The organism is Escherichia sp. WS3063, assembly GCF_046486595.1.
GTDB lineage: Bacteria > Pseudomonadota > Gammaproteobacteria > Enterobacterales > Enterobacteriaceae > Escherichia > Escherichia coli.
On sequence record NZ_JBJQKY010000005.1, the window covers coordinates 41,183 to 64,168 of the forward strand.

The window sequence follows — 22,986 nt, forward strand, 5'->3', positions numbered from 1 at the left end:
TTATGCCAATCATGCAAGCGAAGGAGAAAAGCAGCTATCAGACAGAAGATGAAAAGCGCGGGAATGGCTGGAAATACTTAAGGATTCGGAGGAGTCTGAAGGAATGCCTGATGCGACGCTTAACGCGTCTTATCAGGCCTACCGCTCGTACCATTTGTCCAGGGCGGATGAGGCGTTTATGCCACATCCGCCAGTGTACGTCGATTAATGCAACTTCAAACGCGGACGGATAACGCGGTTAATACTCCCCACCAGCATCATTAATCCGGTTTTAAAGTAACCATGCAGCGCAATCTGATGCATTCTGTATAGCGAGATATATACAAAGCGCGCAATTCGTCCTTCAATCATCATTGAGCCGCGCGTCAGGTTACCCATCAGGCTACCGACGGTGGAGAAGTTCGACAGCGATACCAGCGAACCGTGATCTTTATACTGATAATTTTTCAGCGGCTTACCGTTCATCTGCGCCAGAATGTTGTTCATTGCGCAGGTTGCCATCTGATGTGCGGCCTGAGCGCGCGGCGGAACAAAGCCCCCTTCCGGACGCGGGCATGACGCGCAGTCGCCAATAGCGTAAATGTCTGGATCGCGAGTGGTTTGCAGCGTCGGTTCCACCACCAGCTGGTTGATACGGTTGGTTTCAAGACCACCGATATCTTTCAGGAAGTCTGGCGCTTTGATCCCGGCTGCCCACACCATCAGATCAGCCTCAATATATTCGCCATCTTTAGTATGCAGGCCGCCTTCATCAGCACTGGTGACCATGGTTTGCGTCAGCACGCGAACGCCAAGTTTCGTTAACTCATTATGGGCCGCAGCAGAGATACGTGGCGGTAATGCAGGCAAAATACGTTCGCCCGCTTCTACCAGCGTTACGTTCAGGGCTTCGTTGGTCAGGCCTTTGTAACCATAGCTGTGCAGTTGCTTGACCGCGTTGTGCAATTCAGCGGAGAGTTCTACACCCGTCGCGCCGCCGCCGACTATCGCAATGTTCACTTTGCCATTCGCGCCCAGGTTGGCGGAGTATTTCAGGAACAGATTCAGCATCTCCTGGTGGAAGCGACGCGCCTGGTGCGGGTTATCGAGGAAAATGCAGTTCTCTTTGACACCTGGCGTATTGAAATCGTTGGAGGTGCTACCCAGCGCCATTACCAGGGTGTCATAGGCGATTTTACGTTCCGGAACCAGCAGTTCACCTTTTTCGTCGCGCAGTTCTGCAATAGTGATTGTTTTCGCTTCACGATCAATATCAATGACGGAACCCAGTTGGAACTGGAAACCATGATTGCGCGCATGGGCCAGATAGCTCAACGCATCGACGCCTTCATCAAGCGAGCCAGTCGCCACTTCGTGCAGCAGTGGTTTCCACAGGTGGCTGTGGTTACGATCGACCAGCGTGATTTTGGCTTTTTTCTTGCGTCCCAGCTTATGCCCCAGTTGTGTTGCCATTTCCAGCCCACCAGCACCGCCGCCGACAATCACAATTTTTTTCAATGGCGTAGTCAACGTGACCCCCTTAAATTTATTAACCAATTGTTAATTAATGGTTATTAACATAGCTCTTAATTAACAACAGGTTACAGCAATGAAAATGTTCTTCGCTATTGAGAATAACATGAATGGTGCATTGGTCATACCAAAATTGATGTTAATCAAGTTTTGTTGCTGAAAAGATAGGCGACTTTACCGGGTGAGATCAAAAAACAGAGTTTATTGTTTATTATTTGAGCGAATTTGTGAGAGTGATATAGAGTGAGGGGTGTATGGAGTGCGTTCGGTAGGCCTGATAAGAGGCGCATCAGGCATTGATGCTCGACTGTCGGATGCGGCATGGACGCCTTATCCGACTTACAGAATTCGGAGCGCATCAGGTACCGGCAAGGTTACCTGATGCGACGAGGGCATTTACCTGAGGGTTTTGAACGCCTTAATGCGCTGCAAATGCGGGGAGATATTCTTGAATTTGTGCGTCTGCTCTTCGTCCCAGACAATCTCGTAATAATGATGCAGCTCTTCAGATGTCCGCTGGCTGTTAAGCGCTTCATCATTACGCGACAAAATCACCAGGCAACGATCGCGATTCTTTTCGCGGAAGTTGGTCACACACTTAGTGGCAATATCGGCATACTCTTCCGGGCGATCAATCTTGCCTTCCATGTTCTCATAAGGGAACAAATTAGGGTTGAAGATCACCTGGCGGATATCGCAAAGAAAACCAATCCGTTCCGCCCAGTATCCGCCCAGACCAACGCCGCAAATCAGCGGACGCTCGTCGACGTTCAGTTGCAACATTTTGTCCACTTCTTTAAGCAGATGCTGCATATCATGTTTCGGATGCCGCGTACTGTAGCTTATCAAGCGTACATCCGGGTCAATAAACTGCAATTGTAAGACTTTCTCGTGGTTACCCGGACTGTTAGAGTCAAAACCGTGTAAATAGATAATCATCGCTTCCTCACATAAGCCAGGGTTAGTGACCTGCTTTCTCTTCCTGCCAGCGTTCATGTAACTGATTCAGACGGGCGCTGATCGCTTTCCAGCGAGCCGAGTCCATCAGTTCCTGTCGCGAAAATGAACCTTTATGATACAAACGTGTAACACGTTCTGCCTTGATCGGTGACAGATTATCTAACACGCTGACGGCCCCTTTACGATTATTGCAGACCAGGATCATATCGCAACCCGCGTCCAGTGATGCCTGCCCGCGTTCGGCATAACTGCCCATAATCGCGGCTCCTTCCATCGATAAATCGTCAGAGAAAATCACGCCATCAAAACCCAGTTCCTGACGCAAAACGGTTTTCAGCCAATAGGGAGAACCGCTCGCCGGACGCGGATCGACATCACTGTAGATCACATGCGCAGGCATAATGGCGTCGAGTTTATTTTCGCGGATTAAGGAACTGAAGACCGACATATCTTTAGCGCGAATCTCCGCTTGCGGACGTGGGTCGCACGGTGTTTCTTTATGTGAGTCTGCCGTTACTGCACCGTGACCTGGGAAGTGTTTCCCGGTAGTTTTCATTCCCGCTTCATGCATACCATCAATAAAACGGCTGGCAATTGCCAGGGCTTTTTGTGGGTCGGCATGATAAGAACGCTCGCCAATCGCCGCGCTGATATGCCCGACGTCCAGCACTGGCGCAAAGCTGATATCAATATCCATAGCAATCATTTCGCTGGCCATCAACCAACCTGCCTCTTGCGCCAGTTTTCCGCCTTCTTCCATTCCCAACAGCGCAGCGAATGATTGTGCCGCTGGCAAGCGGGTAAAACCTTCACGAAAACGCTGCACGCGTCCACCTTCCTGATCAACCGCCACCACCAGATGATTGCGCGAAGCTGCGCGGATCTGGCGCACCAGTTCACGTAACTGGGCAGGATCATGATAGTTACGCGTAAAGAGAATCAGCCCTCCCACCAGCGGATGCGCCAGTATTTCACGCTCTTCCGCGTCCAGTTCGTAACCTTCGACATCCAACATTACTGGACCCACACTGCTCTCCTTATTGTTTTATTAATAGCTGCCGCCAGGTGTCATCGGCCAGCCTGATAAATTGTTGATCGCCGGTTTGTCGCCAGCGGTACTCAAACCACCCTGCTTTGAGCATCAGCAGCCAGGGAAACCATCGCCTGACCTGACGCCATAATTGCGCCGGATAAATCTTCGCGCGAGTGGCATAGTCATTGACCAATTGCCGGTGCTGGTCAGTATTTTCCACCCACACCGCCGCCAGTTCCAGCGCGATATCACCATCTCCGGCATACTCCCAGTCGATGAGTTTTAACCCTGACGCGCTATGCACTAAATTTCCGGCGTGGACATCCATATGCAATGGACTTAAGCGTAAAGGCCGTGGTTCCCGCGCTTTGCGCAGACGTTTTAACCTTCGCAGCCAACCCACTGTCCGCCGCGCCGGATCGCTTTGCTGCCAGTACAGTTCCAGTAACGGCAACAGCGTTATTCGCCAGCCAAAACGCGGTTGTTGATGTAGATAATACAGCAAGCCTGCCAGTTCGTTAGTATCCGGCAAATACGTTTTTACCTCGCCGGGCAGATAGTCGACTACCATCCAGTCACGGAGATATAAATGCGGCTTCGGTGCAATGCATGCGGGTAGTTGTGATAAAGCCCGATACTGGCGCAAGAACGCGGACTGCGGCGCATCAGGATCGTGCGGCTGACGCACAACAAAACGCTGGCCCTGGTGTTCAATGAGAAAACTCCCGCCACTAAGCCCACTATTAAACGTCGTGACGGGATGAAACTGCGGGAAAAAGCGCGACAGCAATTCGTCGCGCGTGATGGGATTATTGCTGCGAAACGGCACCTTTACCTGACCAGATAATTTCGCCCGTCTGCACCAGCATCAGCTGCATTTGTAGGGTCGGAGCGTTAACGTTGCCAGAGGCGCTGGAGTACAGCACGTAATGAGCGCCAACATTGCGGGCAATGCCTATGGCTTTACTACGGGTGCCTAAACTGTCCTGCGGCGACAAACCTAATTGTTGCTTAGCCATCGACAGCTGCTGGGCGGAAACCAGGGTAAATTTACCGTTATTAGCCAGCGCATTTCGCAGCGTTTCGGTCGCTTCTGCGGCATTCAGCGAACCGTTAGTACGGTTGTTAACGCTATCAACCAGAAGGACGCTACCCGCAGTCACGCCATCAGCCCCAAGCATCTTACTGACCATCGGCTGCATTGCGCCATTCCAGTCATAATGGCGAATATGCGGCGCAGGCGGTGCAGTTTGATCTTCGTGCTCAATTGGGCCTGGCTGCTGCGGTATCGTCGGCACCGATGGCACTGTGGGGACAGGCTGTTGTGGCTCGGCAGGTTGTTCCGGCGCTGGTTTCACTTCTTCTACCGGTGCAGGTTCACGTTGTCCCACACAACCGGCGAGAAACATCGCCAGCGCGGTAATCAAGGCGTAGCGACTCATTTTTGTCATCAAGATTCACCCCTTACAAATATAGATAAAGTCTGACTTTGTGCGCCCCCAGAAAATTGGCGCTGCCGTACAGCGTTACCGCCGAATGTGCGGGAATGGTAACGCTGCGTGGCCTTTCCAGAGGATGCATCTCCAGCCCTCTGGCGTCATACCAGTAAAAACGATAATGAACGGTAACGGGTTCTTGCCTTTCGTTATAAAGCGTTGAGGATGCTGAAGGTTGAATATCAGATGTCGAAAGGACGGGCTTTTCTGCACTGATGCCCGCAGCCAATAAAGATGACTCCATCACCAGCGATTGCTCATCATTCACCGGAATTTCCGGATGTGAACGACAGCCCACCAGCACTAACAACGCCAGAGACATCAGCCCAAAGCATCCTTTTCTCATCGTTACAGACCTTTATGCGTCAGCATTGGTCCCAGCGGACGACCACCCAACAAATGCATATGGATGTGGTAAACCTCTTGTCCGCCATGGCGGTTGGTGTTCATGATCAGACGATAACCATCTTCGGCAATACCTTCTTGCTCAGCAATTTTTGCCGCTACGGTGATCATGCGTCCCAGCGCCTGCTCATGCTCAGCTGACACGTCGTTCACAGTCGGAATGAGGATATTCGGAATGATCAGAATATGCGTTGGCGCTTGCGGCGAAATATCGCGAAACGCCGTTACCAGATCATCCTGGTAGACGATATCGGAGGGGATCTCACGACGAATAATTTTGCTGAATATAGTTTCTTCTGCCACGACATTTTCCTTTTTCAAATAGCCATGCGTTGCGCCATGCTACGCCGCGCCACACTGCGAGTATAGAGTATGGTCGAGTTAAACCTGCTCTTTCAACCTTAACTCACGATTTCTTAAGCAAAAAATCGTTTTGCTGCCGTATATATCGCCATTATTCCCATTTCTGCCTGCGAATGCGCTGAAAAGACATTCTCTGTTTGGTTTACACGCCAAATGTGAATGCGTATATTTCTCATTTGCATTTACATACAAAATTATTCGCACACTAAATATAACCGCTCATCACCCTGCTCCGGCATGAGCCTGACGCCAACATAAACCAAGAGATTTCAAATGCTTTCGACACAATTTAACAGGGATAATCAACATCAAGCCATCATCAAACCGTCACTCCTTGCCGGTTGCATAGCACTGGCACTATTACCTTCCGCCGCTTTTGCTGCACCAGTCACTGAAGAAACGGTGATTGTTGAGGGTTCAGCCACAGCCCCAGATGATGGCGAAAATGATTACAACGTAACGTCTACCTCTGCGGGTACAAAAATGCAGATGACTCAACGTGATATTCCTCAGTCGGTCACTATTGTTAGCCAGCAGCGGATGGAAGATCAGCAGTTACAAACGCTGGGCGAAGTGATGGAAAACACGCTGGGGATCAGCAAAAGTCAGGCGGATTCCGATCGTGCTCTTTATTATTCCCGCGGATTCCAGATCGATAACTATATGGTTGATGGTATCCCCACCTATTTTGAATCGCGCTGGAATCTGGGCGACGCACTTTCTGATATGGCACTGTTTGAACGCGTAGAAGTAGTGCGTGGCGCGACAGGACTCATGACCGGGACGGGTAATCCATCTGCGGCAATTAATATGATTCGAAAACACGCGACCAGTCGTGAATTTAAAGGCGATGTCTCGGCGGAATACGGTAGCTGGAACAAAGAACGGTATGTGGCGGATTTACAAAGCCCACTCACCGAAGATGGTAAAATCCGCGCGCGAATTGTCGGCGGCTACCAGAATAACGACTCATGGCTGGACCGCTACAACAGTGAAAAAACCTTCTTCTCCGGCATTGTCGATGCTGATTTAGGCGATCTTACGACGCTTTCAGCCGGTTACGAATATCAGCGCATTGATGTTAATAGCCCAACCTGGGGCGGTTTACCGCGCTGGAATACTGATGGCAGCAGCAACAGTTACGATCGCGCACGCAGTACCGCACCTGACTGGGCGTATAACGATAAAGAGATCAACAAGGTCTTTATGACCCTCAAGCAGCGGTTTGCTGATACCTGGCAAGCGACACTGAATGCCACCCACTCCGAAGTCGAATTTGACAGTAAAATGATGTATGTCGATGCCTATGTAAACAAAGCGGATGGTATGCTGGTTGGGCCATACAGTAATTATGGACCTGGTTTTGATTATGTCGGCGGCACCGGTTGGAACAGCGGCAAACGTAAAGTTGATGCGCTGGATTTGTTTGCTGACGGTAGTTATGAATTGTTTGGTCGTCAGCACAATCTAATGTTTGGTGGCAGTTACAGCAAACAAAACAATCGTTACATCAGTTCATGGGCCAACATCTTCCCGGATGAAATTGGCAGTTTCTACAACTTTAATGGCAATTTCCCACAAACCGACTGGTCACCACAGAGCCTGGCGCAGGACGATACCACACATATGAAATCGTTATATGCTGCCACTCGTGTCACCCTTGCCGATCCGCTGCATCTGATCCTCGGCGCTCGTTATACCAACTGGCGGGTTGATACGCTGACTTACAGCATGGAGAAAAACCACACCACGCCTTATGCTGGTCTGGTGTTTGACATCAATGACAACTGGTCGACCTACGCCAGCTATACCTCTATTTTCCAGCCGCAAAATGATCGTGACAGTTCAGGCAAATATCTGGCTCCAATCACCGGTAACAACTACGAGTTGGGTCTGAAATCGGACTGGATGAATAGCCGTCTGACCACCACGTTAGCCATCTTCCGTATTGAGCAGGATAATGTCGCTCAGTCCACCGGTACACCTATCCCCGGCAGCAACGGCGAAACCGCCTATAAAGCGGTGGATGGGACAGTCAGTAAAGGTGTGGAATTTGAACTCAACGGCGCAATTACCGACAACTGGCAGCTGACGTTTGGCGCAACGCGCTATATTGCAGAGGATAACGAAGGAAACGCCGTTAATCCTAATCTGCCACGCACCACGGTTAAAATGTTCACCAGCTATCGGTTGCCTGTCATGCCAGAGTTGACGGTCGGCGGTGGTGTTAACTGGCAAAATCGCGTGTATACCGACACCGTGACACCGTATGGCACCTTCCGCGCCGAGCAAGGTAGCTACGCGCTGGTGGATCTCTTCACCCGCTACCAGGTGACGAAAAACTTCTCGTTACAGGGGAACGTCAATAACCTGTTCGACAAAACCTACGATACCAACGTGGAAGGTTCTATCGTCTACGGCGCACCGCGTAATTTCAGCATTACCGGCACGTATCAATTCTGAATAACACCTGTAAAAAAGGCAGCCATCTGGCTGCCTTAGTCTCCCCAACGTCTTACGGATTAGTGGTTACGGATGTACTCATCCATCTCGGTTTTCAGGTTATCGGATTTAGTACCGAAAATCGCCTGAACACCAGAACCAGCAACCACTACGCCCGCTGCGCCCAGTTTCTTCAGGCCAGCCTGATCCACTTTAGACACATCAGCAACGCTGACGCGCAGACGGGTAATACATGCGTCGAGGTTAGTAATGTTTTCTTTACCACCAAATGCAGCAACCAGAGCCGGTGCCATTTCGCTGGTACCTGTCGCTTTTGCATCTTCAGTCGCGTCTTCACGACCCGGCGTTTTCAGATCCAGTGCTTTAATCAGCACGCGGAAGATGGTGTAGTAAACAATGGCATAACCGATACCGACGATCGGGAACAGCCACAGTTTGCTGCTGTTACCAGACAGAACGATGAAGTCGATCAGACCGTGCGAGAACGACGTACCGTCACGCATCCCCAAAAGAATACAGATTGGGAATGCCAGGCCTGCCAGAATCGCGTGGATGATGTACAGGATCGGCGCAACGAACATGAAGGAGAACTCGATCGGCTCGGTGATACCGGTCAGGAACGAGGTCAGCGCCGCGGAGATCATAATACCGCCCACTTTCGCGCGGTTTTCTGGTTTAGCAGAGTGCCAGATAGCAATTGCGGCAGCTGGCAGACCGTACATTTTGAACAGGAAGCCACCTGACAGTTTACCCGCAGTCGGGTCACCCGCCATATAACGCGGAATGTCGCCGTGGAAAACCTGACCTGCTGCGTTGGTGTATTCACCAATCTGCATCTGGAAAGGTACGTTCCAGATGTGGTGCAGACCAAACGGTACCAGGCAACGTTCGATGAAACCGTAAATGCCAAACGCAACTACCGGGTTCTGGTAAGCAGCCCACTGAGAGAAGGTCTGGATTGCAGAACCAATAGGCGGCCAAATGAAGGACAGCACAACGCCAGTAAAGATGGCAGCCAGGCCTGAAATGATCGGCACAAAGCGTTTACCGGCAAAGAAGCCAAGATACTCAGGCAGCTTAATACGGTAGAAACGGTTAAACATGTACGCTGCGATCGCACCGGAGATAATCCCTCCGAGTACGCCAGTATCCGCCAGGTGTTTAGAGGCGATTTCTTCAGCAGGTAAATGCAGTACCAGTGGCGCAACCACGGCCATGGTTTTAACCATGATGCCATAGGCAACAACTGCGGCCAGCGCGGATACGCCATCGTTATTGGTAAAGCCGAGGGCGACACCGATCGCAAAAATCAGTGGCATGTTTGCAAAGACGGAACCGCCTGCTTCTGCCATAACATGCGATACAACGGCGGGCAGCCAGCTGAAATTCGCGGAACCGACGCCCAGCAGAATACCTGCGATAGGCAGTACGGATACCGGCAGCATCAGCGATTTACCGACCTTTTGCAGGTTAGCAAATGCATTCTTAAACATAATTGAGAGTGCTCCTGAGTATGGGTGCTTTTTTTACGTTCTCACGCGTGGCAAGGGGGGAGAGCCTCGCCGTGTACAGGGCATCTAAGCGCCCTTTATTTATTACACAGAGTAAAATAATTCAGTGCCGATTTGTTTGACGGCTATCACGTTTCAACTTCAGATCATTGGAGAAGTTGCACATTTTGACAAAACATATGTCACAATATTTCAAACGTGGTTATTCACCGCCCAATTTTCGGCGGTGAACTTTACTCGTTTTAGCCATTAATTACGAGCTTTAAAAAAACTCATTCAACGGATGGATTGAAGGCGGGAAGCGTCGATGTGAAACAGACGGGCGAAGTTATCGGTGGTTACCTGCGCCAGTTCTTCAACGGCAACACCTTTCAACACAGCCATGTATTCTGCAACGTCACGAACCATCGCAGGTTGATTCTCTTTTCCTCGATGCGGTACTGGCGCAAGGTAAGGTGAGTCAGTTTCCACCAGTAACCGATCCAGGGGGACATAACGCGCGGCATCGCGCAGTTGCTCCGCATTACGGAAGGTCACAATGCCGGAAAAGGAGATGTAAAATCCGAGATCCAGTAATTTACCCGCCGTTTCTCTGTCCTCTGTAAAACAGTGTAGTACGCCACCGCAATCCGTCACTTTTTCTTCGCGCAGAATTGCCAGCGTATCGGCGCGGGCGTCACGGGTGTGGACGATAACCGGCTTGTTCAGTTCACGACCAATCTGGATATGATGGATGAAGGACTCTTGCTGCCGTACTTTAGTTTCCGGCGTGTAATAATAATCCAACCCGGTTTCACCCAGCGCAACAACGCCCTCTTCTGCCGCCAGACGGCGTAAATCTTCTACATCGTAGGGATCATTCTGGTTGAGTGGATGCACGCCACAAGAAAATACGACGTTGTCACGTTCGCCTACCAGATCCCGCATGTGTAAATAACCCGGTAATGTTGTGGCGACTGCCAGACAAAATTTCACATCGCGTGCGGCGGCTTTCGCCAGAACGTCATCCACGTCCTTATGCAAAGATTCATAATCCAGACCATCGAGATGGCAGTGTGAGTCGACTAAAAACATGATGTCTCTCTTAAAGATGAGGAACCGGTAGCACAACGCCCGGTTGCAGGTAATGCTCAATACGCAGTAAAAGATCGATGATGAGAAGCTCGCGGTTGATGCCTGTGACAGACATTAACTGTTCACGAATGTGGCAAACATCCCCCAGTATAGCCTGCAGGCGCGAGGGAGATAGATGGTTTGCCAGTTCGACGACCAGGCCCGGCACATCAACATTGGTCACCTGCGCAGCGCCATGATGGCGTTTTAGCGCATCCATCAGCAACGTTGCCAGCCAGTGTAAACGCGCCGGAGCTTGTTCATGATTAAGGGCCGCTAGCAGCGAATACCAGTCGCCCGATTGCACGCTATATGCCAGCGCCTGACACAATGTTTCACGAGCCTGCCAGTTATCTCCCTGAAACAACGCCAGTGCCGCCCCAGGCGAACCGGCGCTTAAGCGCAATGCGGCAAGTAGTGCATCCTGTGACATTGTCACTTCGCGTGAAAGCCAGGTCACGGCGTACTGTTCCGGCGGCGGCGCAAGGTAATGTAACCGACAACGACTACGTAATGTTGCCAGTAAACGTTCTGGCTCGCGGGTAGCCAGGAAAAACCAGGTTTCTGCTGGTGGCTCTTCAAGCGTTTTCAGCAATGCGTTAGCCGCGGCGTCGGTTAGTAAGGCAGCATCGGTTACCCAGACAACTTTCGCACCACCTAAGCGTGCGTGCTCATTCAGCTTTTCGGTGACCTCACGTACCGCATCAATGCCCAGCGCATTTTTCCCTTTTTCGGGAGCCAGGGTGTAGTAATCGGGATGTGTGCCAGCCTGCATCAACTGACATCCACGACAGTGACCGCAACTTTTGTGGCCCTGCGGTTGTTGGCAGAGTAAATAACGGCTCAGGGCGTAGATTAAAGCATCATCACCCATGCCCGGTAACGCCTGAATGAGTAGCGCATGGTGACCTCTTCCGGCCTGATAGCTGGCTACCAGTTTTTCGAAATCAGGTCGTAACCATGGATACCATCTCATGCGTCCAACTCCTTCACCCAGTGGGTCACGGTAGTGCGGATTGCATCCATCACGGACTCCAGCGGCTGGGTGGCATCAATGGTATGAATGCTTTTATCTTGTGCTGCTAGTTCCAGATAGCGGGCGCGGGTGCGATTAAAAAAATCGAAAGACTCTTGCTCAATACGATCCAGTTCGCCGCGCGCACGCGCGCGTTTTAAGCCAACTTCCGGGGTAACATCGAGATAGAGCGTTAAGTCGGGGCGAAAATCCCCGAGAACAGCATCACGCAATGTTGCCAGCATATGTTGGTCAATACCACGTCCGCCGCCCTGATACGCCTGAGTGGAGAGATCGTGGCGATCGCCAATCACCCAGGCGCCGTTAGCCAGCGCAGGTTTGATGACCGTTTCTACCAGTTGAACGCGCGCGGCATAAAACATCAGAACTTCGGCTTTATCGGTAATGACTTCATCGCCTACCGATTTGATATCCAGCACCAGGCTTCTTAACTTTTCGGCAAGTTGCGTACCGCCAGGTTCCCGAGTGAAAACCATGTCGCGGATACCCAGTTGCTCGAGCGTCTCAACCACCACGTTACGCGCGGTAGTTTTGCCTGCGCCTTCCAGCCCCTCAATGACGATATACTTACTGCGCATTTTTTTCCTTAAGCACTTTCAGATAATCCTGCACAGACTTGTTATGACTGGCAAGATTGGTATTAAACGTGTGACCACCTTTACCATCGGCCACAAAATAGAGATACGGCGTTTTTGCCGGATGCGCAGCAGCCTTCAGCGAATCCGCCCCCGGCGTAGCTATTGCACCTGGCGGCAAACCGGTAATGGTATAGGTGTTATACGCTGTCGGCGTTTCCAGGTCTGCACGAGAAAGTTTGCCATTATAACGCTCTCCCATCCCGTAAATCACGGTCGGGTCGGTCTGCAGGCGCATACCAATGCGTAACCGGTTGATAAATACCGAGGCAACCTGATCGCGTTCACTGGCAACGGCGGTTTCTTTTTCGATAATTGATGCCATCGTCACCAGCTGGTTTTTATCTTTATAGGGCAGACCGTCCGCACGCCCTTCCCAGGCGCTATCGACCGCTTTCACCATTTTCTTGTGCGCTCGCTTGAGTAACGCGACATCGGTGGTATTGGCGGTATACATCCAGGTGTCTGGCCAGAACCAACCTTCAATCCACTCTGGGTTTTCCAGTTCAAGTGCCTGCGCTACGGTGGCGTACTTATCGTCGCTCAGCGTATGCTTGATATACGGGGCCTCACGCAATTGCTTGAGGTAATCGCTCAGACGCATCCCTTCTACCAGTCGCAGAGGGAACTGTGCTTCTTTACCGCTTTCCAGCAATTTCAGCATCTCGCGCACGGTCATCTGCGGTGTAAAGCGGTAAGTCCCGGCTTTAAAGTGAGAAAGATCCGGTTCGATACGCAGCAGCCATTGAAAAACCCGTGGGCGATTGATGATCTTATCGGCATAAAGCTGTTCACCTAGCGCCAGACGTCCGGTCCCTGGCTTCAGGGTAAATATCGTCTCTTCTTTGATAAGCAATTTGCTGTCGGCAAGATGGCGAACCTTCCAGACGCCCACACCAGCGGCGATACCCAGTACCACCAGCAATAACAAGATAATCAATAACACTTTTTTCATGACTAATTCGGGCGCTCACAAAGTGGGGCTAAATATTCATATAACGTTGCTGACGAAAAGGAGACATCGCCACAGGCACGTACGGGCATCACTGGCATTAACGCATTACAAATAACCATCTCATCTGCCTGCAACGCCTCCTCCAGCGAGGCTTGCACTTCGACAAGCTGATAAGAGGATTGTGCCAGTAAACGGATACAGAATTGTCGCATAATGCCGTTAACACCTGCCTGATCCAGTCGCGGCGTATAAACTACGTTGCCCTTCCGCCAGAACAAATTAGCCGCACAGCATTCCGTAACCCACCCTTCGCTGTCAAGGACCAGCGCCTCATCAGCGTTTGTCTGCTCAAGATGAGAGCGGATCAATACTTGCTCAAGCCGATTAAGATGTTTAATACCTGCAAGATGAGGATTGCGCCCCAGCCGCACCGGGCTTAGCGCCAACGTCATCCCCTCGTTACGCAAACGGTCGTAATGTGCGGGATAAACCGTAACGGAGAGAATCCGCGTTGCCGGTCCGCTGTTCAATGTGCTGTATCCTCGCCCGCCACTACCGCGACTGATCACCACTTTCAGCACACCATTTTGCTGTTCTGCTGCCAGCGTTTTCATCTCTAGTTCAAGCTGAGGCCAGAAGTCACAGGAAATCATCAACCGCTGACAAGCATCCTGTAGTCGCTGGATATGCGCCGATAACAAACTGACTTTACCGTCGATAACTCTGGCGGTGGTAAAACAACCATCACCAAACTGCGTTGCCCGATCGCTTACTGCCAGCGATTCCTGCTTATGACCGTTAATTAAGAACATACCGGCTCCTTATCAGAGAATTGTTAGTGTGGCAGCATGTTCACTACGGAACAAGTCGGAATAAAAGCTAAGAAAAAAGGCCCGCAAGCGGACCTTTTATAAGGGTGGGAAATGACAACTTAGATCTTTTTAAAGATCAAAGAACCATTAGTGCCACCGAAGCCGAAGGAGTTACACAGCGTGTATTCCATTCCGCTTACCTGGCGCGCTTCGTGCGGTACGAAATCCAGATCGCAACCTTCATCCGGGTTATCCAGGTTGATGGTTGGCGGAACAGCCTGATCGCGCAGCGCCAGGATGGAGTAGATAGATTCTACTGCACCCGCCGCACCTAACAGGTGACCGGTCATAGATTTCGTGGAGCTTACCAACACACGGCTTGCAGCTTCACCGAAGATGGTTTTCACCGCCTGCGCTTCAGCTTTATCGCCAGCCGGCGTAGAAGTACCGTGCGCGTTAACGTAGCCAATCTGACTCGCTTCAATGCCTGCATCACGCAGAGCATTTGCCATCGCCAGAGCTGCACCTGCGCCATTTTCTGGCGGTGACGTCATATGATAAGCATCGCTGCTCATACCAAAGCCGACGAGTTCAGCGTAAATTTTCGCACCGCGTTTTTTCGCGTGTTCGTACTCTTCAAGTACCAGCATACCGGCACCATCGCCCAGTACGAAACCATCACGCTCTTTATCCCACGGGCGGCTCGCCGCTTGCGGGTTATCATTGCGGGTAGATAATGCACGTGCCGCGCCAAAACCACCAACGCCCAGCGGCGTACTGGCTTTCTCTGCGCCACCTGCAACCATCACGTCAGCATCGCCATACGCGATAATACGCGCAGCATGGCCAATGTTGTGCACGCCGGAAGTACAGGCGGTCGCGATAGAGATGCTTGGGCCACGCAGGCCATACATGATAGTCAGATGACCTGCCACCATGTTCACAATCGTTGACGGAACGAAGAATGGGCTGATCTTACGTGGACCACCGTTCATCAGAGATGTGTGGTTTTCTTCGATCAGTCCGAGGCCGCCAATCCCGGAGCCAATTGCGGCACCAATGCGGGTTGCGTTCTCTTCCGTTATTTCAAGGCCAGAATCCTGCATGGCCTGAACGCCAGCGACAATTCCATATTGAATGAAGGCATCCATCTTGCGCTGTTCTTTGCGCGAGATAATGTCCTCACAGTTAAAATCCTTTACTAAGCCAGCAAATTTCGTTGCATAGGCGCTAGTATCGAAATGGTCGATTAGGCTGATGCCACTCTGACCGGCAAGCAGAGCTTTCCAGGTAGACTCTACGGTATTGCCGACAGGAGACAACATGCCCAGTCCGGTCACAACTACACGACGCTTAGACACGTTTGTCCTCCAGGGAGGGAAAAAATGATTCTAGTGGGACAAAAAGATAAAACTCAGGCGGTCGAACGACCGCCTGGAGATGTTCACTTACGCCTGGTGGCCGTTGATGTAATCAATGGCAGCCTGAACGGTGGTGATTTTCTCAGCTTCTTCGTCCGGAATCTCAGTATCAAACTCTTCTTCCAGAGCCATTACCAGCTCAACGGTGTCAAGAGAATCCGCGCCCAGGTCTTCAACGAAAGAAGCATTGTTGGTAACTTCTTCCTGCTTAACGCCCAGCTGTTCGCCGATAATTTTCTTAACGCGTTCTTCGATAGTGCTCATACTCTTAAATTTCCTATCAAAACTCGCTTTCGCGATGGTTTTCGTAGTGTATAAAATGTTGAAAAATTTGCAACTAAATCCCGGCAGGTCTTACCACGATTTTACGTTATTTTGAGGCCTTACCCCCCAATAACGCAAATCATTTTGCACTAATTATTACTCATAACCACGCAGACTGCGCGCAACATGAGCATTTTGTGCAAATCGCGGTCAGACCATGTACATCCCGCCGTTCACATGCAAAGTTTCACCCGTGATGTAAGCTGCTTCGTCGGATGCCAGGAATGCAACCGCGTTGGCGATTTCCTGTGCGCCGCCGAGGCGACCCGCAGGAACCTGCGCCAGGATACCCGCACGCTGGTCATCGCTCAGCGCACGTGTCATGTCCGTTTCAATAAAGCCCGGAGCAACAACGTTTACAGTAATACCGCGTGACGCAACTTCGCGCGCCAGTGATTTACTGAAGCCGATCAAGCCCGCTTTCGCCGCAGCGTAGTTGGCCTGACCGCCATTTCCCATGGTACCAACCACAGAACCGATAGTGATAATACGACCATGACGCTTTTTCATCATAGCGCGCATTACCGCTTTTGACAGACGGAAAACAGATGAAAGGTTGGTTTCGATAATATCGTTCCACTCTTCATCTTTCATTCGCATTAACAGGTTATCACGAGTGATACCGGCATTATTGACCAGGATATCCACTTCACCAAATTCTGCGCGAATTTTTTCCAGAACAGATTCGATAGATGCCGGGTCGGTCACATTCAACATCAGACCTTTGCCGTTGGCACCTAAATAATCACTGATCGCCTGAGCGCCATTTTCACTGGTCGCAGTGCCAATAACTTTCGCGCCACGGGCTGCGAGCGTTTCAGCAATTGCGCGGCCAATTCCGCGGCTTGCACCGGTTACCAGTGCGATTTTTCCTTCAAAATTCATGATTTTCCTCTTTTAAAGCTCGAGCGCCGCTGCCATCGCTGAAGGTTCGTTCAGCGCCGAGGCGGTCAGGGTGTCGACAATGCGTTTCGTCAGGCCAGTAAGCACTTTGCCCGGGCCGACTTCATAGAGATGTTCTACGCCTTGCGCTGCCATGTATTCAACAGACTTCGTCCACTGAACCGGGTTATACAACTGACGTACCAGTGCGTCACGGATGGCATCACCATTGGTTTCGCATTTCACATCAACGTTATTCACAACAGGAACTGTTGGTGCGTTAAAGGTGATTTTCGCTAATTCTACTGCCAGTTTGTCGGCTGCTGGTTTCATCAGCGCACAGTGAGACGGTACGCTCACTGGTAACGGCAGAGCGCGTTTTGCGCCCGCAGCTTTACAGGCAGCGCCAGCACGCTCAACTGCTTCTTTATGACCGGCAATAACCACCTGTCCCGGAGAGTTAAAGTTTACCGGAGAAACGACCTGACCTTCTGCAGCTTCTTCACACGCTTTCGCAATAGACGCATCATCCAGACCGATGATTGCCGCCATAGCCCCCGTTCCTTCCGGTACGGCTTCTTGCATAAACTTACCGCGCATCTCAACCAGACGCACCGCATCAGCGAAATCAATCACACCAGCGCAAACCAGCGCGGAGTATTCCCCCAAGCTGTGACCAGCCATCATTGCCGGTGCTTTACCGCCCTGCTGCTGCCATACGCGATACAGCGCAACAGATGCAGTCAACAGCGCTGGCTGGGTTTGCCAGGTTTTATTCAGTTCTTCAGCTGGCCCCTGCTGGGTCAGCGCCCACAGGTCGTAGCCCAGCGCCGCAGAAGCTTCAGCAAACGTTTCTTCGACAATTGGATAGCTCGCCGCCATATCAGCCAGCATTCCAACGGTTTGAGAACCCTGTCCAGGGAACACAAATGCAAATTGCGTCATGTTTTAATCCTTATCCTAGAAACGAACCAGCGCGGAGCCCCAGGTGAATCCACCGCCAAAGGCTTCAAGCAGAACCAACTGCCCCGGCTTAATGCGCCCGTCGCGTACAGCTTCATCCAGCGCGCACGGGACAGAGGCCGCAGAGGTATTACCGTGGCGATCCAGCGTCACCACGACATTGTCCATCGACATACCGAGTTTTTTCGCCGTTGCACTGATAATACGCAGGTTAGCCTGATGCGGAACCAGCCAGTCCAGTTGAGAACGGTCAAGATTATTCGCCGCCAGCGTCTCATCAACGATGTGCGCCAGTTCTGTTACCGCAACCTTGAAGACTTCGTTGCCCGCCATCGTCAGATGAATTGAATTCTCTGGATTCACACGGTCAGCATTAGGCAGCGTCAGCAACTCACCATAGCTACCGTCGGCATGCAGATGGGTGGAGATGATTCCCGGCTCTTCAGAGGCAGCCAGCACCGCAGCGCCCGCGCCATCGCCAAAAATAATAATAGTCCCACGATCTGTTGGATCGCAGGTGCGCGCCAGTACATCGGAACCGACGACCAGAGCATACTTCACCGCCCCAGATTTCACGTATTGATCGGCTACGCTTAATGCATAGGTGAAACCTGCGCAGGCTGCTGCAACGTCAAATGCCGGGCAACCTTTAATGCCCAACATGCTTTGAATCTGACAAGCTGCGCTCGGGAAAGCGTGCGTAGCAGAAGTCGTTGCCACAACGATCAGGCCAATCTGGTCTTTCTCAATGCCCGCCATCTCAATTGCGCGTGTCGCCGCTTCAAAGCCCATGGTTGAAACGGTTTCGTTTGGCGCGGCAATGTGGCGTTCGCGGATACCGGTACGAGTGACAATCCACTCGTCAGAGGTGTCCACCATTTTTTCCAAATCGGCGTTTGTCCGCACTTGTTCGGGCAGATAGCTGCCAGTACCAATAATCTTCGTATACATGTACGCTCAGTCACTTTTCGGTTATATACCGTCACTTGCAAACTGCGAGTTCACTGGCAGCGTCCTGCTACCGCAGAGTTCCGCTTTTGCCACCGTCCAGCAGCTCAAAACCAGCTGGGTATACAGATTCCAGGCGAGCGGCAATTCGCTGAGGAACTTGTCGCTGCACCGCCTGCACTGCCTGTTCAATCGCGACCGCAAAAGCTCGCTGATTGGCTGCACCATGACTTTTTATCACCGTGCCGCGCAATCCTAACAGACAGGCGCCGTTATACTGGTCGGGGTTGAGGTGACTGAATCGCCTCGTCAGGCTCTTTTGTAGCCAACGCTTTAATAACAGTAGCCACCACGACCGTTTTTTCCCTTCACCCTGAGATTTCAGCAGAGAAAGGAACATCCTGACAACACCTTCCATCGTCTTTAATGTGACATTTCCTGTAAAGCCGTCACAAACCAGCACATCTGTCTTGCCAGTTAACAACTCATTGGCTTCAAGATAGCCGATATAATTGATAGAAGGGATTGTTTTAAGCACCGCTGAGGCATCCCGAATACTGTCGAGACCCTTTACTTCTTCTTCACCAATATTGAGCAACGCCACGCGAGGATTGGGAATTTCCACCACCTCTTCAGCCAGGACTGAGCCCATAATGGCAAATTGCACCAACATTGTGCTGTCACAATCGACGTTGGCCCCTAAATCGAGGACCACCGTTTTGCCCTTTTGCTGATGCGGTAATACCGTCACCAGCGCCGGACGCTCAATCCCCTCCAGGGGCTTGAGTAATAATTTTGCCAGCCCCATCAGCGCCCCGGTATTACCGGCACTGACACAGGCTTGCGCTCGACCTTCTTTCACCAGCTCCAGGGCCACGCGCATTGAACTCCCACGACTGGCGCGGATAGCTTGCGAAGGCCGGGCATCACTGGCGATAACTGACTGCGCAGGAATAATCTGCAGACGCGAACGTTGTTCAAAGTCAGCTTTAGCAAGTAATGGCGTGATGGCGTCGGGATTGCCGACTAAAAGAAGAGTGAGTTGCGAATTAGAATTCAGTGCCTGCAATGCTGCAGGCACTGTCACGGAAGGGCCAAAATCCCCTCCCATGACATCTAACGCCAGGGTTAGACGTGTCAAGGTATCGTCGCCGCCCGGTTTGGTCTTTCCCCAGTTGCCTGGGGAAAATCCTCACTAAGCTTCATCACGCAGACGCGTGATTACTTAGCGATGACCTTGCGGCCGCGGTAGTAACCGTCGGCAGTGATGTGGTGACGCAGGTGTTTTTCACCAGAAGTTTTGTCTACAGACAGGCTGGTGACTGCGGTCAGCGCGTCATGGGAACGACGCATGCCACGTTTGGAACGGGTTGGTTTATTCTGTTGTACGGCCATGGACCTTACTCCTCAATTACGGTTTATCCCCGATCCAACGGGGAGCACCAATTACTTACGCTTTAAGCTGGCTAATACGGCAAATGGGTTTGGCTTTTGCGCTTCTTCAGGCAGTTCACCAAAGACCATGTCCGCTTCGGACACTTCACAGTGTTCAGAATCATGCACCGGAACTACCGGCAAGGCGAGGATGATTTCATCTTCAACCATTGCAAGCAGATCGATTTCACCGAATTCGTTAACCTCAATCGGTTCATACGCTTCCGGCAGTGCTTCAGCCTGTTCGTCTGAACGCACAGGACTAAAACAATACGTTGTGTAGACCTGATGAGTAAACGGCTTCCCGCAACGCTGACACTCGAGCGTTACCGTCACCTTCGCATCGCCGTTTAACACTGCGAGACGTTGGTTATCGATAGCGAACGACATGGAGCATTCCACATCACTGTCCACACTGACTACGGATTCGGCGACGCGCTCAACCTGATCAGGAGTATAGATACCCTGGTAATCAAGGCGTTTTTGAGCCGTACGAACCGGATCGAGAGTCAGGGGTAATTTTACCTTTTGCATAGGGCGCGCATATTAACTTTGTAACGTCATAGAGTCAAAGAAAAAGGCAGCCTGTGGTTGCCTTTTGCCAATAATTCGCACACATTGCGGGTTACTGCTTTATTTTCGTTCAGTGCTGATAACGAACATCAACCTGCAAAACGAAGCGCATAGTTTAAAATGGCTATCATCAATACGCTATATCTGATGGAAAAAAATATGCCTAAACTTATTTTAGCCTCCACTTCGCCCTGGCGTCGCGCTCTTCTGGAAAAACTGCAAATCTCTTTTGAATGTGCAGCACCAGAGGTCGACGAAACCCCACGCAGCGACGAATCACCGCGACAGTTGGTGCTTCGACTGGCACAAGAAAAAGCGCAATCTCTGGCGTCACGTTATCCGGATCATTTAATTATTGGTTCAGACCAGGTATGTGTTCTTGATGGCGAAATCACCGGTAAACCGTTAACGGAAGAAAATGCCCGTCTGCAATTACGCAAAGCCAGCGGCAATATCGTCACCTTCTATACTGGACTGGCGTTGTTTAATTCGGCGAATGGGCATCTGCAAACAGAAGTGGAGCCTTTTGACGTCCATTTCCGTCACCTGAGCGAGGCGGAGATTGATAATTACGTGCGTAAGGAGCATCCCCTGCACTGCGCGGGTAGCTTTAAGAGTGAAGGATTTGGCATTACGCTGTTTGAGCGTTTAGAGGGGCGAGACCCTAACACGCTGGTTGGTTTACCGCTAATCGCGCTGTGTCAGATGTTACGTCGGGAAGGGAAAAACCCGCTGATGGGATAGTTGTTTGCGCCGGATGCGGTTACGTCGCATCCGGCAATCGGTGCTGGCGGCCTGATGCGGCGTGAACGCCTTATCAGGCCAACCGCCCATTATCATGCTTATATGCTCGTATTAGCGCGCGTTACGCAGTTTTTGCAAACAACGCTTCAAACCATCATCCATCGGCGCTTCGATACGCATCACCTCTCCGGTCCCCGGATGGGTAAACTTCAACGCTGCGGCGTGCAGGAACAGACGATTTAATCCCGTGCCGGCTTCAGTGAGCTGTCTGTCAAATTCACGGTCACCGTAGCGATCGTCAAAGGCAATCGGATGACCCGCATATTGTGTATGCACACGGATCTGATGAGTACGCCCTGTTACCGGGCTACAACGCACCAGGGTGGCAAATGCATAGCGTTCTTCCACTTTAAAGCGTGTTTCCGACGGTTTGCCTTCCTGACTCACACGCACAATACGTTCGCCGCTTTGCAGAATATTTTTCAATAACGGCGCTTGAACGCTCTTCACATGCGACTGCCACTGACCGCGCACCAGCGCCAGGTAATCTTTTTGCATCCCTTTTTCACGTAATTGCTCATGCAGAGAACGCAACGCCGAGCGTTTTTTCGCTACCAGCAACACACCTGAAGTGTCCCGGTCGAGACGATGAACCAGTTCAAGGAACCGCGCTTCCGGGCGCAACGCCCGCAAACCTTCGATAACGCCGAAGCTTAAACCACTGCCGCCATGTACCGCCGTACCGGAAGGTTTATTCAGCACCAGGATATGGTCATCTTCATATAAGATGACGTCCGCCAGCGCTGCCACCTTTTGCAGATGTGGCGAAACCGCCTCTTCTTCCCGTTCAGCAACGCGAACCGGTGGGATACGTACCTCATCACCCGCTTCGAGTTTATATTCAGGCTTAATACGTTTTTTGTTCACCCGCACTTCGCCTTTACGCAAAATACGGTAAATCATACTTTTTGGTACACCTTTCAATTGGGTACGCAAAAAGTTATCGATACGTTGCCCCGCTTCGTCAGCGGTGATAGCAACAATTTTTACGGATGGAGTCTCTGTTTTCATGGTGGGCGATTCTAATTAGCCAACAGGATTCGCGCCACTCATTTTTCTATGCTTATATTTAGTTTTGCACCTTATTACTTCACTACGTGATCACTTTATTGATGGTTATTAAACCAATCACCAGCAAGAAGTGAAAAAACTGTGAGTAAGCGGGTGATAAATGGTAAAAGTCATCTTGCTATAACAAGGCTTGCAGTGGAATAATGAGGCCGTTTCCGTGTCCATCCTTGTTAAAACAAGAAATTTTACGGAATAACCCATTTTGCCCGACCGATCATCCACGCAGCAATGGCGTAAGACGTATTGATCTTTCAGGCAGTTAGCGGGCTGCG

At 51.2% G+C, this 22,986-nt stretch carries 24 protein-coding genes; 2 read left to right on the forward strand and 22 right to left on the reverse strand.

The annotated features are described in order from the left end of the window. Positions 1–204 precede the first annotated feature (204 nt). From ndh to hinT, 7 genes are all read right to left on the reverse strand, one after another. Positions 205–1,509, reverse strand: a complete 1,305-nt coding sequence (ndh, locus tag ACJHYW_RS06400) for an NADH-quinone dehydrogenase (RefSeq protein ID WP_000211045.1) — start codon at positions 1,507–1,509, stop codon at positions 205–207. Between the two features lie 399 nt (positions 1,510–1,908). Then, positions 1,909–2,451, reverse strand: coding sequence for an alpha/beta hydrolase YcfP (gene ycfP / locus ACJHYW_RS06405; RefSeq protein WP_061092657.1), 543 nt, complete (start codon positions 2,449–2,451; stop codon positions 1,909–1,911). Positions 2,452–2,473: 22 nt separating this feature from the next. Then, positions 2,474–3,499: a beta-N-acetylhexosaminidase gene (nagZ, locus tag ACJHYW_RS06410; protein WP_000529298.1), complete on the reverse strand. Its 1,026-nt coding sequence runs from the start codon at positions 3,497–3,499 to the stop codon at positions 2,474–2,476. 10 nt (positions 3,500–3,509) lie between these two features. Continuing rightward, positions 3,510–4,334 carry a thiamine kinase gene (gene thiK, locus ACJHYW_RS06415; protein WP_001550954.1) on the reverse strand — a complete coding sequence of 275 codons (825 nt, stop codon included), beginning with the start codon at positions 4,332–4,334 and terminating at the stop codon, positions 3,510–3,512. Continuing rightward, a complete protein-coding gene (gene lpoB / locus ACJHYW_RS06420; RefSeq protein WP_000164439.1) occupies positions 4,315–4,956 on the reverse strand; it encodes a penicillin-binding protein activator LpoB in 642 nt (213 codons plus the stop codon). The genes thiK and lpoB overlap by 20 nt, the downstream gene beginning before the upstream one ends. Before the next feature lie 13 nt (positions 4,957–4,969). Continuing rightward, a complete protein-coding gene (locus tag ACJHYW_RS06425; protein WP_001225269.1) occupies positions 4,970–5,347 on the reverse strand; it encodes a YcfL family protein in 378 nt (125 codons plus the stop codon). Between the two features lie 2 nt (positions 5,348–5,349). After that, a complete protein-coding gene (gene hinT, locus ACJHYW_RS06430; protein ID WP_001298479.1) occupies positions 5,350–5,709 on the reverse strand; it encodes a purine nucleoside phosphoramidase in 360 nt (119 codons plus the stop codon). A 333-nt stretch (positions 5,710–6,042) separates the two neighbouring features. Between hinT and fhuE the strand changes: the two genes are divergently transcribed. Next, on the forward strand, positions 6,043–8,232 hold the full coding sequence (gene fhuE, locus ACJHYW_RS06435) for a ferric-rhodotorulic acid/ferric-coprogen receptor FhuE (RefSeq protein ID WP_061092656.1): 2,190 nt from the start codon (positions 6,043–6,045) through the stop codon (positions 8,230–8,232). Positions 8,233–8,291: 59 nt separating this feature from the next. On the opposite strand, the gene ptsG is transcribed toward fhuE, so the two are convergent. From ptsG to yceD, 14 genes are all read right to left on the reverse strand, one after another. Then, complete coding sequence (ptsG, locus tag ACJHYW_RS06440; protein ID WP_000475719.1) at positions 8,292–9,725, reverse strand: PTS glucose transporter subunit IIBC; 1,434 nt, start codon at positions 9,723–9,725, stop codon at positions 8,292–8,294. Positions 9,726–10,019: 294 nt separating this feature from the next. Further along, positions 10,020–10,817, reverse strand: coding sequence for a metal-dependent hydrolase (locus ACJHYW_RS06445; protein WP_000480245.1), 798 nt, complete (start codon positions 10,815–10,817; stop codon positions 10,020–10,022). 10 nt (positions 10,818–10,827) lie between these two features. Next, entirely contained in the window at positions 10,828–11,832 is a 1,005-nt protein-coding gene (gene holB / locus ACJHYW_RS06450) for a DNA polymerase III subunit delta' (protein ID WP_061092655.1), read from the reverse strand. Beyond that, positions 11,829–12,470 carry a dTMP kinase gene (gene tmk / locus ACJHYW_RS06455; RefSeq protein ID WP_061092654.1) on the reverse strand — a complete coding sequence of 214 codons (642 nt, stop codon included), beginning with the start codon at positions 12,468–12,470 and terminating at the stop codon, positions 11,829–11,831. Before tmk ends, holB begins: the two co-directional genes overlap by 4 nt. Next, a complete protein-coding gene (yceG, locus tag ACJHYW_RS06460; protein ID WP_000756838.1) occupies positions 12,460–13,482 on the reverse strand; it encodes a cell division protein YceG in 1,023 nt (340 codons plus the stop codon). The genes tmk and yceG overlap by 11 nt, the downstream gene beginning before the upstream one ends. Before the next feature lie 2 nt (positions 13,483–13,484). Then, positions 13,485–14,294, reverse strand: coding sequence for an aminodeoxychorismate lyase (gene pabC / locus ACJHYW_RS06465; RefSeq protein ID WP_000478679.1), 810 nt, complete (start codon positions 14,292–14,294; stop codon positions 13,485–13,487). 119 nt (positions 14,295–14,413) lie between these two features. Then, positions 14,414–15,655: a beta-ketoacyl-ACP synthase II gene (fabF, locus tag ACJHYW_RS06470; protein WP_000044679.1), complete on the reverse strand. Its 1,242-nt coding sequence runs from the start codon at positions 15,653–15,655 to the stop codon at positions 14,414–14,416. Positions 15,656–15,742: 87 nt separating this feature from the next. Next, positions 15,743–15,979 (reverse strand): acyl carrier protein, encoded by a 237-nt coding sequence (gene acpP / locus ACJHYW_RS06475; protein WP_000103754.1) that lies wholly within the window; start codon positions 15,977–15,979, stop codon positions 15,743–15,745. Between the two features lie 210 nt (positions 15,980–16,189). Continuing rightward, positions 16,190–16,924, reverse strand: coding sequence for a 3-oxoacyl-ACP reductase FabG (gene fabG, locus ACJHYW_RS06480; protein WP_001008535.1), 735 nt, complete (start codon positions 16,922–16,924; stop codon positions 16,190–16,192). A gap of 12 nt (positions 16,925–16,936) precedes the next feature. Continuing rightward, complete coding sequence (gene fabD / locus ACJHYW_RS06485) at positions 16,937–17,866, reverse strand: ACP S-malonyltransferase (RefSeq protein WP_000191372.1); 930 nt, start codon at positions 17,864–17,866, stop codon at positions 16,937–16,939. A 15-nt stretch (positions 17,867–17,881) separates the two neighbouring features. Next, positions 17,882–18,835 (reverse strand): beta-ketoacyl-ACP synthase III, encoded by a 954-nt coding sequence (fabH, locus tag ACJHYW_RS06490; RefSeq protein ID WP_000288132.1) that lies wholly within the window; start codon positions 18,833–18,835, stop codon positions 17,882–17,884. Positions 18,836–18,902: 67 nt separating this feature from the next. Beyond that, positions 18,903–19,973 (reverse strand): phosphate acyltransferase PlsX, encoded by a 1,071-nt coding sequence (plsX, locus tag ACJHYW_RS06495; protein ID WP_000197578.1) that lies wholly within the window; start codon positions 19,971–19,973, stop codon positions 18,903–18,905. A gap of 80 nt (positions 19,974–20,053) precedes the next feature. Further along, the gene (gene rpmF, locus ACJHYW_RS06500) at positions 20,054–20,227 is read right to left on the reverse strand and encodes a 50S ribosomal protein L32 (RefSeq protein WP_000290727.1); all 174 of its coding nucleotides are present in this window, start codon (positions 20,225–20,227) and stop codon (positions 20,054–20,056) included. A gap of 51 nt (positions 20,228–20,278) precedes the next feature. Further along, positions 20,279–20,800, reverse strand: a complete 522-nt coding sequence (gene yceD / locus ACJHYW_RS06505) for a 23S rRNA accumulation protein YceD (protein ID WP_001174481.1) — start codon at positions 20,798–20,800, stop codon at positions 20,279–20,281. Positions 20,801–20,998: 198 nt separating this feature from the next. Between yceD and yceF the strand changes: the two genes are divergently transcribed. Then, the gene (gene yceF / locus ACJHYW_RS06510; protein WP_001125202.1) at positions 20,999–21,583 is read left to right on the forward strand and encodes a 7-methyl-GTP pyrophosphatase; all 585 of its coding nucleotides are present in this window, start codon (positions 20,999–21,001) and stop codon (positions 21,581–21,583) included. 111 nt (positions 21,584–21,694) lie between these two features. On the opposite strand, the gene rluC is transcribed toward yceF, so the two are convergent. Then, a complete protein-coding gene (gene rluC, locus ACJHYW_RS06515; protein WP_000846342.1) occupies positions 21,695–22,654 on the reverse strand; it encodes a 23S rRNA pseudouridine(955/2504/2580) synthase RluC in 960 nt (319 codons plus the stop codon). Positions 22,655–22,986 lie beyond the last annotated feature (332 nt).